The 16,045-nt window shown below is 44.6% G+C and carries 17 protein-coding genes, 1 tRNA gene, 1 rRNA gene and 1 riboswitch; of the genes, 18 read left to right on the top strand and 1 reads right to left on the bottom strand.

Annotation, left to right across the window (positions count from 1 at the left end):
• The first annotated feature begins 23 nt into the window (after window positions 1-23).
• From MHZ95_RS09100 to MHZ95_RS09080, 5 genes are all read left to right on the top strand, one after another.
• Entirely contained in the window at window positions 24-797 is a 774-nt protein-coding gene (locus tag MHZ95_RS09100; RefSeq protein WP_239390308.1) for an electron transfer flavoprotein subunit beta/FixA family protein, read from the top strand.
• 140 nt (window positions 798-937) lie between these two features.
• Window positions 938-1,921, top strand: coding sequence for an electron transfer flavoprotein subunit alpha/FixB family protein (locus MHZ95_RS09095; protein ID WP_239390307.1), 984 nt, complete (start codon window positions 938-940; stop codon window positions 1,919-1,921).
• 115 nt (window positions 1,922-2,036) lie between these two features.
• Window positions 2,037-2,351: a thioredoxin gene (gene trxA / locus MHZ95_RS09090; RefSeq protein WP_239390306.1), complete on the top strand. Its 315-nt coding sequence runs from the start codon at window positions 2,037-2,039 to the stop codon at window positions 2,349-2,351.
• Window positions 2,352-2,544: 193 nt separating this feature from the next.
• Window positions 2,545-4,338, top strand: a complete 1,794-nt coding sequence (gene uvrC, locus MHZ95_RS09085) for an excinuclease ABC subunit UvrC (RefSeq protein ID WP_239390305.1) — start codon at window positions 2,545-2,547, stop codon at window positions 4,336-4,338.
• A 53-nt stretch (window positions 4,339-4,391) separates the two neighbouring features.
• A riboswitch (Lysine riboswitch) is annotated at window positions 4,392-4,569 on the top strand.
• Between the two features lie 91 nt (window positions 4,570-4,660).
• Window positions 4,661-5,878, top strand: coding sequence for an aspartate kinase (locus MHZ95_RS09080; protein WP_239390304.1), 1,218 nt, complete (start codon window positions 4,661-4,663; stop codon window positions 5,876-5,878).
• A 44-nt stretch (window positions 5,879-5,922) separates the two neighbouring features.
• On the opposite strand, the gene MHZ95_RS09075 is transcribed toward MHZ95_RS09080, so the two are convergent.
• Window positions 5,923-6,333 carry a YslB family protein gene (locus tag MHZ95_RS09075; RefSeq protein WP_239390303.1) on the bottom strand — a complete coding sequence of 137 codons (411 nt, stop codon included), beginning with the start codon at window positions 6,331-6,333 and terminating at the stop codon, window positions 5,923-5,925.
• Window positions 6,334-6,542: 209 nt separating this feature from the next.
• On the opposite strand from MHZ95_RS09075, the gene MHZ95_RS09070 reads away from it, so the two are divergent.
• The 13 genes from MHZ95_RS09070 to MHZ95_RS09010 form a co-directional block, all read left to right on the top strand.
• Window positions 6,543-7,151: a succinate dehydrogenase cytochrome b558 subunit gene (locus MHZ95_RS09070; RefSeq protein WP_239390302.1), complete on the top strand. Its 609-nt coding sequence runs from the start codon at window positions 6,543-6,545 to the stop codon at window positions 7,149-7,151.
• A gap of 50 nt (window positions 7,152-7,201) precedes the next feature.
• The gene (sdhA, locus tag MHZ95_RS09065) at window positions 7,202-8,956 is read left to right on the top strand and encodes a succinate dehydrogenase flavoprotein subunit (protein WP_239390301.1); all 1,755 of its coding nucleotides are present in this window, start codon (window positions 7,202-7,204) and stop codon (window positions 8,954-8,956) included.
• A gap of 5 nt (window positions 8,957-8,961) precedes the next feature.
• On the top strand, window positions 8,962-9,768 hold the full coding sequence (sdhB, locus tag MHZ95_RS09060; RefSeq protein WP_239390300.1) for a succinate dehydrogenase iron-sulfur subunit: 807 nt from the start codon (window positions 8,962-8,964) through the stop codon (window positions 9,766-9,768).
• Window positions 9,769-10,302: 534 nt separating this feature from the next.
• Window positions 10,303-10,758 carry an acyl-CoA thioesterase gene (locus MHZ95_RS09055; protein ID WP_239390299.1) on the top strand — a complete coding sequence of 152 codons (456 nt, stop codon included), beginning with the start codon at window positions 10,303-10,305 and terminating at the stop codon, window positions 10,756-10,758.
• A 61-nt stretch (window positions 10,759-10,819) separates the two neighbouring features.
• On the top strand, window positions 10,820-11,044 hold the full coding sequence (locus MHZ95_RS09050; protein WP_239390298.1) for a helix-turn-helix domain-containing protein: 225 nt from the start codon (window positions 10,820-10,822) through the stop codon (window positions 11,042-11,044).
• A gap of 302 nt (window positions 11,045-11,346) precedes the next feature.
• Window positions 11,347-11,754, top strand: a complete 408-nt coding sequence (locus tag MHZ95_RS09045; protein WP_239390577.1) for a MarR family winged helix-turn-helix transcriptional regulator — start codon at window positions 11,347-11,349, stop codon at window positions 11,752-11,754.
• A 9-nt stretch (window positions 11,755-11,763) separates the two neighbouring features.
• A complete protein-coding gene (gene racE / locus MHZ95_RS09040; protein ID WP_239390297.1) occupies window positions 11,764-12,558 on the top strand; it encodes a glutamate racemase in 795 nt (264 codons plus the stop codon).
• Between the two features lie 99 nt (window positions 12,559-12,657).
• Window positions 12,658-13,419 carry a ribonuclease PH gene (gene rph / locus MHZ95_RS09035; RefSeq protein ID WP_304649085.1) on the top strand — a complete coding sequence of 254 codons (762 nt, stop codon included), beginning with the start codon at window positions 12,658-12,660 and terminating at the stop codon, window positions 13,417-13,419.
• On the top strand, window positions 13,416-14,021 hold the full coding sequence (locus MHZ95_RS09030; protein ID WP_239390296.1) for an XTP/dITP diphosphatase: 606 nt from the start codon (window positions 13,416-13,418) through the stop codon (window positions 14,019-14,021). The genes rph and MHZ95_RS09030 overlap by 4 nt, the downstream gene beginning before the upstream one ends.
• Window positions 14,021-14,344 carry a YfcE family phosphodiesterase gene (locus tag MHZ95_RS09025; protein WP_239390295.1) on the top strand — a complete coding sequence of 108 codons (324 nt, stop codon included), beginning with the start codon at window positions 14,021-14,023 and terminating at the stop codon, window positions 14,342-14,344. Before MHZ95_RS09030 ends, MHZ95_RS09025 begins: the two co-directional genes overlap by 1 nt.
• A 9-nt stretch (window positions 14,345-14,353) precedes the next feature.
• Complete coding sequence (locus tag MHZ95_RS09020; protein ID WP_239390294.1) at window positions 14,354-14,515, top strand: hypothetical protein; 162 nt, start codon at window positions 14,354-14,356, stop codon at window positions 14,513-14,515.
• A 76-nt stretch (window positions 14,516-14,591) separates the two neighbouring features.
• Window positions 14,592-14,665: transfer RNA gene (locus tag MHZ95_RS09015), tRNA-Arg, on the top strand.
• A 780-nt stretch (window positions 14,666-15,445) separates the two neighbouring features.
• Window positions 15,446-16,045 (top strand): 16S ribosomal RNA (locus MHZ95_RS09010); the annotation flags it as partial.

Genomic DNA, 16,045 nt, shown 5'->3' with positions numbered 1-16,045 from the left:
AGAAAATTAGGGAGGTTCTCAATATGAACATTTATGTGTTAGTTAAACGTACATTTGATACAGAGGAAAAAATTACAGTTTCAAACGGTAAAATTGCCGAAGATGGAGCGGAATTCATCATCAATCCATATGATGAGTACGCAATTGAAGAGGCGATACAAGTGCGCGATGCACATGGCGGGGAGATAACAGTTCTGACAATCGGTAATGAAGAGGCGGAAAAACAGCTCCGCACCGCTTTGGCAATGGGGGCTGATAAAGCTGTCTTAATCGATACCGAAGATGATCTTGACGAAATGGATGAGCATACAGTTGCAAAAATTTTAGCAGAATACTTGAAAGATAAAGAGGTTGACCTGATTTTGGCGGGGAATGTGGCAATCGATGGCGGTTCAGGTCAAGTCGGTCCTCGTGTAGCAGAACTGTTGGGCATCAACTATGTGACGACGATCACTAACCTTGAAATCGATGGGACATCCGCCAAAATCATTCGTGATGTGGAAGGGGATTCCGAAACAATTGAAACGTCTCTGCCGTTACTCGTAACAGCGCAACAAGGTTTGAATGAACCGCGCTATCCATCCCTACCAGGGATTATGAAAGCGAAGAAAAAGCCGTTGGATGAACTCGAGTTGGATGATCTAGATCTGGATGAAGATGATGTGGAAGCGAAAACAAAAACAATCGAAGTGTTTCTTCCGGCGCAAAAAGCGGCTGGACGTGTCTTGGAAGGTGAAATCGCTGACCAAGTAAAAGAGCTTGTCGGTCTACTTCACACAGAAGCGAAAGTCATCTAAAAATATCAATCTAGTCGGAATACAAGCCTAGTCTTCTAGCGGAAAAGTGGTCGGATGCTTTTGTTAGAAACGGGAGTTCAGTAAATGGTTAAACGTATATGAACGTGTATGAATCGAAATTGGAATCGGAGGGAATCGAAATGTCTAAAAAAGTATTAGTGCTTGGGGAAGCGAGAGAAGGTGCTTTGCGTAACGTTTCATTTGAAGCAATAGCAGCAGCGAAAACGATTGCCGGAGGCGGGGAAGTGGTCGGCGTATTATGTGGTGACGCGGTTCAGTCACTCGGGGAAGAATTGATTCATTATGGGGCGGACCGTGTCATTACGGTTGAACATCCTCATTTGAAACAATATACATCGGATGGCTTCGGCCAAGCATTCATGGCTGTTTATGAGCAGGAAAAACCGGAAGCTATCGTTTTCGGACATACAGCACTTGGAAAAGATTTGTCTCCAAAGATTGCGAGTAAACTGGATTCGGGACTGATTTCCGATGTGACTGCAATTGAAGGGGAAGGCGATGATGCCGTATTCATCCGTCCGATTTATTCGGGGAAGGCGTTTGAAAAGGTGGAAAATAAAGAAGGGTTGCTGTTCATCACAGTACGTCCGAATAATATTGCACCACTTTCACAAGACACAGGTCGCGCAGGGGATGTGTCATCCGTTTCTGTCGATATTACAAACTTGCGTACAATCATTTCTGAAGTGGTCCGTAAATCGACGGAAGGTGTGGATCTGTCAGAGGCGAAAGTTGTCGTCGCCGGTGGCCGCGGAGTGAAAAGTGCAGATGGATTTAAACCGCTCCAAGAATTGGCGAATCTATTAGGCGGAGCCGTCGGTGCTTCACGTGGAGCGTGTGATGCAGATTACTGTGATTATTCATTGCAAATTGGACAGACGGGTAAAGTCGTCACACCAGATCTGTATATTGCTGTCGGGATTTCCGGCGCGATTCAGCATATGGCAGGAATGTCCAACTCGAAAGTGATTGTGGCGATCAATAAAGATCCAGAAGCGAATATTTTTAAAGTGGCTGATTATGGAATCGTTGGCGACTTGTTCGAAGTTCTTCCATTATTGATTGATGAAGTGAAAGAATTGAAAAAAGCAAAGGTGAACTGACTTAGAACGGTGCCAGCTGCTGGCACCGTTTAAAAATGCTATAAGCATATATTTAGCTCGCGTAAAGGGTGCGTGCTATACTACGTACATAGTGAACAAAGGAGGAAATTTTAACATGGCTATTATCAATGCGACAGATCAAACATTTGAAGAGAATACTAAAGAAGGACTTGTCCTCGTGGACTTTTGGGCACCTTGGTGCGGACCTTGTAAAATGATCGCTCCTGTATTAGAAGAGCTTAGCGGAGATATCGAAGGCAAAGCGAATATTGTCAAAGTGGATGTTGATGATAACCAAGAAACTGCAGGTAAATACGGCATCATGTCCATTCCGACACTTCTTCTATTCAAAGACGGCGAAGTTGTTGACAAAGTGGTCGGTTTCAAGCCGAAAGAAGCACTTGCTGAATTGATCGAAAAACATGCATAACATAATCAATCACGCCTCGGCGTGATTGCGTCCAGATTTTGAATCGAGCACGCTCGATTCAAAATCTGTGACATCCGCCAGAGGCTCTTTATCTTCATTCGGCGGGAGTCTTCTGCTGAATGAAGATACACATTGATTAGATAAAAGCCAGGTTCCTTCATCGGTACCTGGTTTTTTGAGTAGGTGAGAAAGAATGAATGAATTGATCGAACAAAAATTGGCCATTTTACCCGAAGTGCCTGGCTGTTATTTGATGAAAGATAGACAAGGGACGATTATTTATGTCGGCAAGGCGAAGGTGTTGAAAAATCGTGTGCGCAGTTATTTTACAGGTACACATGATGCAAAAACACAACGGCTTGTCGGCGAGATCACGGATTTCGAATATATCGTCACGTCTTCCAATATTGAAGCGCTCGTGCTCGAATTGAACCTGATCAAACAGCATGATCCCAAGTACAATATTATGCTGAAAGATGATAAGAGCTATCCTTATCTTAAGTTGACCGCAGAACGGCACCCTAAACTGATCATTACGAGGCAAGTGAAAAAAGATAAAGGGAAGTATTTTGGCCCTTATCCGCATGCGCATGCCGCAAGTGAAACGAAGAAGCTGCTGGATCGTTTATATCCTTATCGAAAATGCCATACAATGCCTGATCGCGTCTGCCTCTACTATCATCTCGGCCAATGTCTTGCTCCGTGTGTCAATGAAGTACAGGAAGATACGTACAAATCGATGGTAGAAGATATTAGTCGGTTTTTGAATGGCGGCTACAAACAAATGAAGAAAGAGCTGACTGAAAAAATGAAGTCGGCGGCGGAAAATCTCGAATTTGAACGTGCAAAAGAATATCGGGACCAGATTGCGAATATCGAAGCGGTCATGGAAAAACAGACCATTACGATGAATGACTTTACAGATCGCGATATTTTCGGTTATGCAGTCGATCGGGGTTGGATGTGTGTGCAAGTGTTCTTCGTACGACAAGGGAAGTTGATTGAACGGGATGTATCACTCTTTCCGGTCTATCAGGAACCTGAGGAAGAATTATTAACATTTATCGGCCAGTTTTACGGGAAATCCGAACATCTCTTACCGAAGGAGATTTTGTTGCCGCAAGGCATAGACCGTAAAATAATACGTCAGCTCCTGCAAGTGAATGTGCTGATTCCACAAAGAGGTAAAAAGAAAGATTTGGTCAATCTCGCGATTAAAAATGCGCAGATGTCGCTGAAGGAGAAATTCCAACTCATTGAACGTCAGGAAAGCAGAACGATCGGAGCGTGCGAAGAGCTTGGTGAAGCGATGAATATTACCATCCCGTTGCGTATTGAAGCATTCGATAATTCCCACACGTATGGGGCGGATCCGGTATCTGCGATGGTTTCTTTCGTCGATGGTAAACCGAACCGGAAAGACTATCGGAAATTCAAGACAAAAACGGCAGCGGCGCATGACGACTATGGTGCGATGCGGGAAGTTGTCCGCAGAAGATATACCCGCGTGTTGAAAGAGGAGTTGCCTTTGCCTGACTTGATTGTCATCGACGGGGGGAAAGGGCAGATGGAAGTTGCGCGTGAAATTATCGAGAACGAACTTGGCTTATCCATCCCGATAGCAGGATTGGCGAAAGACGACAAACACCAAACAGCTGAACTGCTTTACGGTGATCCGCCTGAACTTATTCCGTTGAAAAGAACAAGTGAGGCATTTTATTTGTTGCAGCGGATCCAAGACGAAGTGCATCGTTTTGCAATTACATTCCACCGTCAACGACGTGAAACGAATTCGCTTGTCTCGACGCTCGATGGACTTCCAGGTGTCGGACCGAAACGGAAAAACATGTTGTTGAAGCATTTCGGTTCTGTCAAAAAGATTCGGGAGGCTTCCGCAGCAGAATTGCAAAAAGCAGGATTGCCAATGACCGTTGCGGAAAAAGTGGAGACCTATTTTCAAAATGAAGCATTGCGAGAAAAGAAATAGTATGCTATTGTGGATGCACTGAATTTTTTCACATATTATGCACTGCATTATATCGTGAGGATAGAGGCGCGAATGTTAAGAGTACATTCCTTGAAGGCGGCAGCCTAATGAGGGGAATTGAAAGGGACTTTCGCCGAAGCGGATCATCAGCTGCCATGATGATCTAGCTGGATTTCCATTGAAGAAGTGGGAGTCTGTCAGGTATCAAATACCTGGAGAGCTATCCGTTCGGAGCTTTTTTGTGATTGCTCCCATCGGACCGGCTCTCAATTTATGATTGAGGGCCTTTTTGGCATTCCGGGAAAAAGATGGAGGACTGAAAATGGAACGAATTGTAATGAAGTTCGGAGGGACTTCGGTTGCGAATCCTGAAAAAATCGCACGTGCGGCGCAATTGGTCGTCGGGGAAGTCAATCGCGGAAAAAAAGTGGCTGTCATCGTGTCGGCAATGGGAAAAACGACTGATGAATTACTGGCGTTAGCCAATGAAGTAAACCCGAATGCGGGGCGACGCGAGCTGGATATGCTTTTGACGACAGGCGAACAAGTAACGGCTTCCCTTCTTGCGATGGCCATTGCTGCGGCAGGGGTCGAGGCAAAATCTTTTACCGGTTGGCAGGCGGGAGTCACAACAGAAGCTATACATGGAAATGCTAGGATTGAACAAGTTCAAGCAGACAGAATCATCTCCACTCTCGAGGAGGATGCGGTCGCTGTCATAACAGGATTCCAAGGAATCGATGCTCATGGGCAATTGACGACATTGGGGCGTGGCGGATCAGATACAAGTGCCGTTGCCATCGCTATAGCGATTGATGCGGCTGTTTGCGATATTTACACAGACGTAGAAGGTGTCTTTACGACCGATCCACGTTTGATCGAACAAGCGCGGAAGTTGGAAGAGATTTCGTACGACGAAATGCTGGAAATCGCGAATTTAGGAGCGGGGGTCCTGCATCCAAGAGCCGTCGAGTTCGCTAAAAACCATCAAATGCCATTGCGTGTCAGACCGGCTCATATTGAAGGCGAAGGCACGATCATTAAGGAGGAAATCGATTTGGAAAACAATCTTATCGTTCGGGGAGTCGCATTTGAACGCGATATTGTCCGAATCACTGTTATGTATGACACACCATACAATGGTTCACTAGCGAATATTTTTACAACCTTGGCAAAACATCATGTTAACGTAGATATTATTGTGCAGACGATCCGGGAGGACGCACAGCCATCCGTTTCTTTTTCGATTAAAAAACAGGATTTTGCGGAAGTCGTCAATATATTGGAGACGAATCAGGAAGCGCTCGGATATCGACAAGTGGATTTTGAAGTAGGGCTTGCTAAAGTGTCGATCGTCGGTAGTGGAATGGTATCAAATCCGGGCGTTGCCGCTACGATGTTCGATGCAATGCGCAATGCATCTATCCCGATCAAAATGGTGAGTACATCAGAGATTAAAGTTTCCGTTGTTATTCCGGAATCGGATATGGAAAAAGCGGTAGCGGTCCTTCATGAACAATACGAATTAGCAGGGGAATAAAAGATAGGGATGCTCCGATTCACTAGAGCATCCCTATCAGCATTTCAAATAGTTGATTTTAAATCCCATTTCACATGAAAGTGAACGAGAGGTTCTTTATCGTTCACTTCGCCGTAGCATTCCGTCAGTAAGCCGTTCAATTTTTGATACTGTTCCGCTAAAAAACCGGCCTCGAGGCGAAAGGATCTTTTGTGGAAAGTTGGGCCTGCTTCGTTTTTTAATATGTAAAAAGTCTCGTCTTTTGCCGTTTCATGAAGTATAAGCTCACCCCATCCAGCTTCTTGGAAGAATACAGGCAATTCTTCGATAGCAAAAACCGGGAATTTTCGAGCGATTTCTTTTCCTGCCCAATAGAGGATTTCGTCTTCATGTTTCCCAAGTATGCTTGGCAATACATGATCACGCAATAATTCGTAGCCGAAGCGGGTCGGCGAGTCGTATGTAATATTTTCCAATCGAATAAACAACCCTTCGGATAATGTAGAAATTAATAGAATAATCAGCAGGCAATTGCCTTCCTCATCTTGACCTCTTCAAAACAGAGGAGTACAATGAACATGTTATATTATTGTATCATGAAGAGGAGAGCAGTCAACGGTTGCTTCGTGTCAAAACGATGGCAGCCTTAGATGCACGTCCTCAGCAATAAGGGAGGGTAAAAGATTTGTCGAGAGAATCAGATTTTTATTTGCGCCGACTACATTCGTTGCTCGGGATCATCCCGGTTGGGCTCTTCCTTGCTCAGCACTTGGTTATTAACCATTTTGCGACACGCGGTGCAGAAGCATTCAACAACGCATCCAATTTCATGGGGAATTTACCGTTCGTTCTGTTTTTAGAATGGTTCGTCATTTACATTCCACTCATGTTCCATGCGTTCTATGGTGTGTACATAGCTTTTACTGCGAAAAATAACGTACAGCGCTTCGGTACGTTCCGCAACTGGATGTTCATGTTGCAACGAATTACAGGAGTTTTCCTAGTAATCTTCATCGCATGGCACATCTATGAAACAAGAATTCAGAAGGCATTGGGAGCCGAAGTAGACTACAACATGATGGCTAATATTTTTGAGAATCCGTTCATGATTGCATTCTACATCGCGGGTGTTATCGCGGCGACTTTCCACTTGGCGAACGGCCTTTGGGGATTCCTTGTCACTTGGGGAATCACGCAATCGCCACGTTCACAGAAAATCGTCACTTACGTCTCGATTGCAGCTTTCGTAATACTTTCTGTTATCGGTGTACAGGCAATACTTGCATTTGTGTAAAAATTATGATTGACATTGAGATTACCTAAAATTTGAGGAGTGAAACAATAATGGCAAAAAGCAGATTGATTGTTGTCGGCGGCGGTCTTGCAGGCTTGATGGCAGTCATCAAAGCGGCTGAAGCAGGCACTCCGGTTGACCTGTTCTCACTCGTCCCGGTTAAACGTTCCCACTCCGTATGTGCCCAAGGAGGCATCAACGGTGCAGTGAATACGAAAGGGGAAGGCGATTCGCCTGCAATCCACCTTGACGACACTGTATATGGAGGGGACTTCCTAGCGAATCAGCCGCCTGTTAAAGCGATGACGGATGCAGCACCAGGGATCATCAATTTATTGGACCGGATGGGCGTCATGTTCAACCGGACACCTGAAGGACTTCTGGATTTCCGTCGTTTCGGGGGTACACTTCACCACCGTACAGCATTTGCGGGTGCAACAACTGGTCAACAACTCCTTTATGCATTGGATGAGCAAGTTCGTCGCTTCGAAGTGGATGGATTAGTTCAGAAATATGAACATTGGGAGTTCCTAGGAGCGATCCTTGATGATGAAGGCGTTTGTCGCGGTATTAAAGCACAAAACTTGAAAACGATGGAAATCCAAGCATTCAAAGGTGACGCAGTCATCATGGCTACTGGAGGCCCTGGGATCATTTTCGGGAAAACGACAAACTCTGTTATCAATACAGGATCGGCAGCATCCATCGTTTACCAACAAGGTGCGTATTACGCAAACGGTGAGTTCATCCAAATCCACCCGACGGCAATTCCTGGTGACGATAAACTTCGTCTGATGAGTGAATCTGCACGTGGTGAAGGTGGACGCGTTTGGACTTACAAAGATGGTAAACCTTGGTACTTCCTTGAGGAAAAATATCCTGCATATGGTAACCTCGTGCCGCGTGATGTTGCCACACGTGAAATCTTTGATGTTTGTGTCAATCAAAAACTCGGCATTAACGGTGAAAACATGGTTTACTTGGATCTTTCACATAAGGATCCAAGAGAGTTAGATATTAAACTTGGTGGTATCATTGAAATCTATGAGAAATTCACAGGCGATGATCCACGTAAATTACCAATGAAAATCTTCCCAGCCGTTCACTATTCGATGGGTGGTCTATGGGTTGATTATGATCAACATACAAATATACCAGGTCTGTTCGCTGCCGGTGAATGTGATTATTCACAGCACGGTGCTAACCGACTCGGAGCAAACTCTCTTCTTTCAGCTATTTACGGAGGAATGGTCGCAGGACCGAACGCCGTTAAATATATGAAAGGCTTGAAGCGCACTGCGGAAGAGCTACCATCAACAATCTTCGATACAGCAGTGAAAGATGAGCAGCAGAAGTGGGATGACACGCTCAAAATGGATGGCACTGAAAACGCCTATATCCTTCACAAAGAGCTTGGCGAATGGATGACGGACAACGTCACAGTTGTACGTTATAATGATAAGTTGAAAGAAACAGACGAAAAAATTCAAGAGCTTCTTGAACGTTATGAAAATATCAACATTAACGATACACAACAATGGTCTAACCAAGGTGCGACATTTACGCGTCAGTTGAAAAACATGTTATACTTAGCACGTGTTATCACACTTGGTGCACTAAATCGTGACGAAAGCCGCGGGGCGCATTACAAACCGGACTTCCCGGAACGTGATGATGAAAACTTCATGAAAACGACAATGGCGAAATTTGACGGAAAATCTGCTCCGATTTTCCACTACGAAGATATCGACGTTTCGCTAGTTCCGCCACGTAAACGCGACTATTCCGCGACGAAAGGAGATTGACGTAAATGAGCGAGCAAAATACTGCCGTACAGGAACGTGAACAACAGACGGCACAAAAAACTGTCCGTTTTGAAATTCTTCGTCAGGATACAGCTGAATCGACTCCGTATTGGGAAAAATTCGAGTTGGAATATAGACCGAACATGAACGTTATTTCTGCGCTGATGGAAATTCGCCGTAATCCGGTGAATGCAGACGGCGAGAAAACGACTCCGGTTAATTGGGATATGAACTGTCTGGAAGAGGTTTGTGGTGCATGTTCTATGGTCATCAATGGCCGTCCACGCCAGTCGTGTACAGCGCTAGTCGACCAATTCACACAGCCGATCAGACTTGAACCGATGAAGACATTCCCAGTTGTCCGTGACTTGATTGTCGACAGAGAATTCATGTTTGATTCCTTGAAAAAAATCAAGGCTTGGGTTCCGATCGATGGAACTTATGACTTAGGGGAAGGACCACGTATGCCTGAACGTAAGCGTCAATGGGCATATGAGCTTTCAAAATGTATGACTTGCGGCGTATGCCTTGAAGCATGCCCGAACGTCAATGACAAAACGGACTTTATCGGTCCAGCGCTTATTTCGCAAGTCCGTCTCTTCAACACGCATCCAACAGGTGCAATGAATAAGGACGAGCGTTTAGCAACGATAATGGCAGACGGAGGAATTACTGAATGCGGTAACTCACAAAACTGTGTAGTTGCATGTCCAAAAGGGATTCCACTCACAACGTCGATTGCTGCGATGAACCGCGCAACTTCTGTTCAACTCTTTAAAAACTTCTTCGGAAGCGACCATATGGTAGACTGATTTCAACCTACCGAAAACCCCGCTCAGGAAAATACCTGGCGGGGTTTTCTTGTGGAAAATTTTGGAGAGATCATATCTAACGTAACGTGCTCAATCTATCGTTTGAGCGCTCATGAAATATGGCAAGTGATCAATCTGCCGTTTAAGCGCCCATAAAACATGGCAAGTGATCAATCTGCCGTTTAAGCGCCCATAAAACATGGCGAGTGATCAATCCATCGTTTGAGCGCTCATAAAACGTGGGAAGTGATCAATCCACCGTCTAAGCGATCATAACTTGTAGCAAACGCTCAAACTATCTTTTGAGTGATTATAACTTCTATCAAGTGCTCAATGCATCCTCCAAGTGCTCAAAATACAATAGTAAGTGATCAACCTTTAACCTTTCATCCTACGTTTGAAAACATATATACAAGCAACAAGTGTGATTCAGGATTTTCCCCATTAAAATGCAGATTCATCCCACTTTTAATTGAATATACTGTAAACTGGGAAGATCGAGTATAATCTACTATCGTTTGGAGGGGTTTGAGAGTGAAACAAACATATATACATGATCTATCATCATGGGTTGCGGGATTTACATATTCCGTGCCGGTACAGGTTCGGTTTTCTGATACGGATATGTACGGCCATTTGAACAATACGGTACCCTTTGTTTATTTTGAATATGCAAGAATTGAATATTTTAAGCATATTGGACTGATGAATGATTGGCTTAATCCGGATGGCGAGAAGATACCGGTTGTTGCAGATTTGCAGTGCGATTTTGTCAAACAGGTATTTTTCGATGAACAGCTCTCCATATTTGTGAAAGCGGAGTCGGTCGGCAAGAGTTCGGTCGATATCCATTATATGGCGAAGAACGAAAATGGGGATCTTGTTTTTACGGGAAGAGGTGCAATGGTCCAAGTAGGCAGGCGTTCAGGGAAAGGTATTCCGTGGACGGAAGAAGAAAAGTCGCTTTTAGGGTTGGAAATGAGCAAGTAGCCGGCACAGCCCGCTCTCTCTTCACATATTTTAAAGTGAAAGTGGATAGGAGGGGCGCGTCTTGACAGAAGAATCGAAAAACCGTTCCTTGCTGACTGCAAGAGAGCGTGAAATCTTTCATCTGCTCGTTGACGATCATACGACAAAAGAAATCGCAGGACGGCTCGGAATTAGTGAAAAAACTGTCCGGAATCATATTTCGAACACAATTCAAAAATTAGGTGTTTCCGGAAGGGCACAAGCGATAGTCGAATTGTTGCGGCTAGGTGAGTTGAAATTGCATTAAGCATAAGTGATCATGATGGAGATCGTCGACCATACATGAGCGCGAGTATAGGTATGCAACGATATGAGAGTAGCATGCTGATATTTAAATAAACTTTTCAAACAGTTGAACGGACTGCACACTGCAGTCATCCGGCAACTGTTTTTTCTTTTGGAGTAGGATGTTACGGCCGCAGACTAGGAAAAGTATTGCCTTCAACACAAAAAAAGGTGACAATAGAAAGACAGTAATTGTTTTGGGAGCTGATCTATTTGAAGGAGCAAAATACACCTAATCAGGAATATATAGATGATGTTGCCCGCATGGAAAAGGACTTGAGATATATCTCAGCGATCATTAAACAAAGAGGCCGACGTATTTTGAGCAATTATACCGTTACGCCGCCACAATTCGTAGCTTTACAGTGGCTGTTTGAACACGGTGACATGACAATTGGGGATTTATCGACTAAGATGTATCTTGCGTTCAGTACGACGACGGATTTGGTTGATCGGATGGAGAAAAATAATCTTGTGAAGCGCGTACGGGATGAACAGGATCGCCGGGTTGTCCGCATTCATCTATTGAGTGAAGGAGAGCGCGTGATAGAAGAAGTGATCGAGAAACGCCGTGATTATTTAAGCAATGTCTTAGCTGACTTTGATGTGCGGCAAATTAAAGAGTTTTCAGAGCTGTTGACTAAACTTCATCAAGAGATGAAAAAGGATTGAGGGATTTAAGTGGATTTACCAATTGGTGTAATTGATTCGGGCGTCGGCGGCTTGACCGTCGTGAAAGAAATGCTCAGTCAATTACCATATGAACGAATCGTTTACTTGGGAGATGATGCACGCTGTCCGTACGGCCCAAGACCAGTAGAAGAAGTACGGACGTTTACAATGGAAATGGCAACGGCTCTTTCCAAAATAGGCATAAAAATGCTTGTCATAGCTTGTAATACGGCAACCGCCGTCGCGCTAGAAGATATAAGAGAGCAATTCTCATTTCCAGTTATTGGTGTGATTGTTCCGGGTGCCCGTGCTGCGGTGAACGCTTCTGCAACAGGGAAAATTGCTGTCCTCGGAACAGAAGGTACAATCAAAAGCGGTGCATATAATGATGCCATCCATTCGTTATCGCCGGCTGCAACGGTGTACCCGCTTGCTTGTCCGGCGTTTGTGCCGATTGTGGAAAGCGGTCAATACCAATCAGAACAGGCGAATGAAGTTGTTTCGGAAACATTGAAATCGATGATTGGCAAGGATTTTGATGCAGCTATTTTAGGGTGTACACATTATCCGCTTTTGCAACATCATATTGAAAAGCATCTACCTGCAAATGTAAGCATTATTTCTTCGGCAGTAGAGACGGTACGTGATGTGGAAAGAACCCTAGCTGCTAGAAATATTGCACGAATATCCGAACGAAAAGTCTTACCTGTTTTCTTTTCAACGGGAAATGTAGAGCAATTTCGTTCGATCGTGATGGACTGGCTATCGATTCCAGAGCCGGAAGTAAAGACTATTCAACTGTAGAAAGGTCCGGGGTGTCCGCAGACGGATGTCCCGGGTTTTTGCGTCTATGAAACAGGTTATGATAAGATGATAACGCAATTTGAGAGCTGGAGGGTACTCATGATGAGACATGATGGACGAAAATTTGATGAAATTAGGCCGGTTACAATCGAAACGGATTATTTGCTGCACCCTGAAGGTTCGGTTCTAATCTCGGTCGGCAATACGAAAGTGATTTGCACGGCAACAATCGAAGAACGGGTACCCCATTTTCTTCGAGGCGGGGGAAAAGGATGGGTGACAGCAGAGTATTCGATGTTGCCACGGGCGACAGGGCAACGGACACAGCGTGAAGCTACGCGAGGAAAAGTCGGCGGACGGACGATGGAAATACAACGTTTGATCGGGCGTGCGTTGCGGGCAGTTATGGATTTGGAGGCGCTTGGAGAGCGGACCCTTTGGATCGATTGTGACGTTATACAGGCGGACGGCGGAACGCGGACAGCGTCGATTACAGGTGCATTTGTCGCGATGACGTTAGCGATCGCTAAACTGTATAAGGATAAAAACTTAAAGAAATTTCCGATAACCGACCTACTTGCCGCGACAAGTGTCGGAAAGTCGAACGAAGGCCAATTAATATTGGATCTTGATTATGTGGAAGATTCGGAAGCTGCTGTCGATATGAATGTCGTCATGACGGGCGCAGGCGCATTTGTTGAATTGCAAGGAACGGGCGAAGAATCGACATTTACACGGGACGAGATGAATGAACTTGTATCTCTTGCGGAAGAGGGCATCCATCAATTATTTGAAATGCAAACAGAAGCGCTCGGATTAATTGGTCAAATGATTGGACAGAAAGAGGAGGATCATTCATGAAAGAAGTACTCATTGCAACAAACAATCAGGGAAAAGCAAAAGATTTCGAGACGTTATTCAAACCCTTTGGTGTACAAGTCCTTACATTGAATGATATTGAAGGAAATATCGATGTGGAAGAGACGGGCACCACTTTTGAGGAAAATGCGATTTTAAAAGCGGAGACAGTGGCGAATCTACTAGGTAAAATCGTCATTGCAGACGATAGCGGTTTGGAAATTGATGCACTTGATGGAGCTCCGGGCGTATACTCCGCCCGTTATGCAGGCTTGGAGAAGAATGATGACGCAAACATCGACAAAGTGCTTGGAGAGTTGGCAAAGACTCCTGAAGAAGCGCGTATTGCACGTTTCCGATGTGTGCTTGCAGTTGCGGGTCCAGGAATTGAAACGGAGACGTTCTCGGGAAGTTGCGAAGGAATCATTCATTCGAAGCGACAAGGAACGAATGGGTTCGGCTATGACCCGATTTTTTACCTGCCTGAACAAAAGCGGACGATGGCGGAATTATCACCTGAAGAGAAAAGTGCAATTTCCCATCGCGGTGCGGCTCTTTCAAAGTTGAAATCCAAGCTTCCTCAATATATGGAAGGTGATCAGTAATGAAGCTGATTGTGATGAGTGATTCACACGGAGATAAGGAAACGGTGACAGCCGTTTCCTCCCTTCTTGCGGATGCCATCTTTCATTGCGGTGATAGTGAACTACAATTTGACGATCCAATTTTACAAAATATACACATCGTCCGTGGAAATTGCGACCGCGATAATCGTTTTCCTTCAATTCTTTTGGTGGAGCTTCAAGGAAAGTCAATCCTCACTGTCCATGGACATGAACATGATGTGAACCAGTCTTTGATGAGTCTTTACTATAGCGCGAAAGAAATGGGCGCTGATATTGTGCTATTTGGTCATTCACATCTATAAGGTGCGGAAATGCAGGATGGGATCTTATTTTTGAACCCGGGAAGCACTAGGTTGCCGAGAGGCGGGAAAGAGGCGACTTATGCCGTTGTAGAATGGGATGAAACAGTGAATGTAATGTTTAAAAATATGGCGCATGAAACAATTGATTCGATTGAAATAAAAAAGTTTTAAAAAATAGTGTTGACTTTATGTGCAACCCATTCTATAGTAATAAATGTCCTCACAATCCTGTGATTGTTTGGAACATGTCTCAGTAGCTCAGCTGGATAGAGCAACGGCCTTCTAAGCCGTCGGTCGGGGGTTCGAATCCCTCCTGGGACGTTTTAAGATGAATTTTGAAAACGATTAGAAATAAAAATGACCCCAAACGTTGATGTGAAAACGTTTGGGGTCTTTTTTATTTTTGGAATTTACGGTTAAAAACGATTGAAAATAAATGAACACAACACAAATACAACACATTTGCTACACAACTGCTGATGTATAGAAGTTATTATCGTAACTAATCTTTCCTCTTCCTTTTTTGTATTTCTTTTAACAGTTGTGAATAATACTTCATGCTCCCAAACTTTTATTGGTATTTATTTGAACATTGGCTTCATCCGAGCAGAAAATGCGGTAACAAATGAATCGAGGAACTGCTGAAGAAAAGAGTCACCGGTTTGGAAAGTGTAACGAAAAGAAGAACGAGCCATTTAATGTTTGTTTGATCCTATTACCTTTTACGAACACTATTTGAAATAAATGTTGCAATCGATAGAATTAGATGGTATATTATTAAACGTCGCATTTGCAAGTGAGCATAAACGACGAAAATTATAATTGATTGTTGACTAACTTGTATGCAAATGTTACGATAGTAAACCTTGCGCTTCTGAAATGCGGAAGCAAAAAGGGATGTCGAAAAAGTTGTTGACATCAAATTGGTAAAATGCTAAGATATAAGAGTTGTCGCTGAAACGCTGCGGCGACATGAACCTTGAAAACTGAACAGCAAAACGTTAACAAATACAGTTTGTTGAACCAACTCTGTTGGGGACACAAACACAAACGAATCTTCGGATTCAAAGTCAGCAAGAAATGAGCTATTCATTTTCTTCTTTTATGGAGAGTTTGATCCTGGCTCAGGACGAACGCTGGCGGCGTGCCTAATACATGCAAGTCGAGCGAATGGATGGGAGCTTGCTCCCTGACATTAGCGGCGGACGGGTGAGTAACACGTGGGCAACCTGCCCTGCAGATGGGGATAACTCCGGGAAACCGGGGCTAATACCGAATAATCAGTTCCTCCGCATGGAGGAACTCTGAAAGACGGTTTCGGCTGTCACTGCAGGATGGGCCCGCGGCGCATTAGCTAGTTGGTGGGGTAACGGCCTACCAAGGCGACGATGCGTAGCCGACCTGAGAGGGTGATCGGCCACACTGGGACTGAGACACGGCCCAGACTCCTACGGGAGGCAGCAGTAGGGAATCTTCCACAATGGACGAAAGTCTGATGGAGCAACGCCGCGTGAGCGAAGAAGGTTTTCGGATCGTAAAGCTCTGTTGTGAGGGAAGAACAAGTACGGGAGTAACTGTCCGTACCTTGACGGTACCTCATTAGAAAGCCACGGCTAACTACGTGCCAGCAGCCGCGGTAATACGTAGGTGGCAAGCGTTGTCCGGAATTATTGGGCGTAAAGCGCGCGCAGGCGGTCCCTT

This window comes from Sporosarcina sp. ACRSM (genome assembly GCF_022346545.1).
Classification (GTDB): domain Bacteria; phylum Bacillota; class Bacilli; order Bacillales_A; family Planococcaceae; genus Sporosarcina.
Note: the sequence above shows the minus strand (reverse complement) of the source record. Positions and strands in the feature narration are given on the sequence as shown.